This is a genomic window from Vreelandella sp. 2A-K22 (genome assembly GCF_054065485.1).
Map to the genome: position 1 here is coordinate 1 of NZ_JBSUGC010000038.1, position 1,591 is coordinate 1,591.

General features: G+C 51.4%; 2 protein-coding genes. One reads left to right on the plus strand and one right to left on the minus strand.

From position 1 onward, the window contains the following. The first annotated feature begins 138 nt into the window (after positions 1-138). Positions 139-1,367, plus strand: a protein-coding gene (locus tag ACW17M_RS24060; protein WP_088895425.1) for an IS3-like element IS2 family transposase whose coding sequence is annotated in 2 segments (ribosomal slippage) — positions 139-454 and positions 454-1,367 — 1,230 coding nt in all. Because the reading frame shifts where the segments join, the coding sequence is not laid out codon by codon here. Here ACW17M_RS24060 and ACW17M_RS24065 read toward each other — a convergent pair. Next, the coding region (locus ACW17M_RS24065; RefSeq protein WP_457548200.1) for a hypothetical protein at positions 1,292-1,591 on the minus strand (300 nt) is incomplete at its 5' end. The two genes, ACW17M_RS24060 and ACW17M_RS24065, sit on opposite strands and share 76 nt — an antisense overlap.

Here is a 1,591-nt window from a genome sequence, read left to right on the forward strand (position 1 = left end):
ACAATAAGCGAATTGATTAAAAATATTTATTGTTCATTATCCGTTATTAGACTGGCCCCCTGAATCTCCAGACAACCAATATCACTTAAATAAGTGATAGTCTTAATACTAGTTTTTAGACTAGTCATTGGAGAACAGATGATTGATGTCTTAGGGCCGGAGAAACGCAGACGGCGTACCACACAGGAAAAGATCGCAATTGTTCAGCAGAGCTTTGAACCGGGGATGACGGTCTCCCTCGTTGCCCGGCAACATGGTGTAGCAGCCAGCCAGTTATTTCTCTGGCGTAAGCAATACCAGGAAGGAAGTCTTACTGCTGTCGCCGCCGGAGAACAGGTTGTTCCTGCCTCTGAACTTGCTGCCGCCATGAAGCAGATTAAAGAACTCCAGCGCCTGCTCGGCAAGAAAACGATGGAAAATGAACTCCTCAAAGAAGCCGTTGAATATGGACGGGCAAAAAAGTGGATAGCGCACGCGCCCTTATTGCCCGGGGATGGGGAGTAAGCTTAGTCAGCCGTTGTCTCCGGGTGTCGCGTGCGCAGTTGCACGTCATTCTCAGACGAACCGATGACTGGATGGATGGCCGCCGCAGTCGTCACACTGATGATACGGATGTGCTTCTCCGTATACACCATGTTATCGGAGAGCTGCCAACGTATGGTTATCGTCGGGTATGGGCGCTGCTTCGCAGACAGGCAGAACTTGATGGTATGCCTGCGATCAATGCCAAACGTGTTTACCGGATCATGCGCCAGAATGCGCTGTTGCTTGAGCGAAAACCTGCTGTACCGCCATCGAAACGGGCACATACAGGCAGAGTGGCCGTGAAAGAAAGCAATCAGCGATGGTGCTCTGACGGGTTCGAGTTCTGCTGTGATAACGGAGAGAGACTGCGTGTCACGTTCGCGCTGGACTGCTGTGATCGTGAGGCACTGCACTGGGCGGTCACTACCGGCGGCTTCAACAGTGAAACAGTACAGGACGTCATGCTGGGAGCGGTGGAACGCCGCTTCGGCAACGATCTTCCGTCGTCTCCAGTGGAGTGGCTGACGGATAATGGTTCATGCTACCGGGCTAATGAAACACGCCAGTTCGCCCGGATGTTGGGACTTGAACCGAAGAACACGGCGGTGCGGAGTCCGGAGAGTAACGGAATAGCAGAGAGCTTCGTGAAAACGATAAAGCGTGACTACATCAGTATCATGCCCAAACCAGACGGGTTAACGGCAGCAAAGAACCTTGCAGAGGCGTTCGAGCATTATAACGAATGGCATCCGCATAGTGCGCTGGGTTATCGCTCGCCACGGGAATATCTGCGGCAGCGGGCTTGTAATGGGTTAAGTGATAACAGATGTCTGGAAATATAGGGGCAAATCCAGTGAGCAACGGGTTTCGGCGTATGACCGGCGTTGCGCAGCAGCATCAGCAAATAGATAAACGATACGCTGGCGATCATGATAAACAATAAATTATCGGAGAAATTCTGCATTAGCATAGCGGTAAATGACGGGCCAAGCAGACTTCCCACAGTATAGCTCAACAGTAAGGCCTGGTTCATCGCCACCAGTTGATGATGTTCAACTTTCTCGCA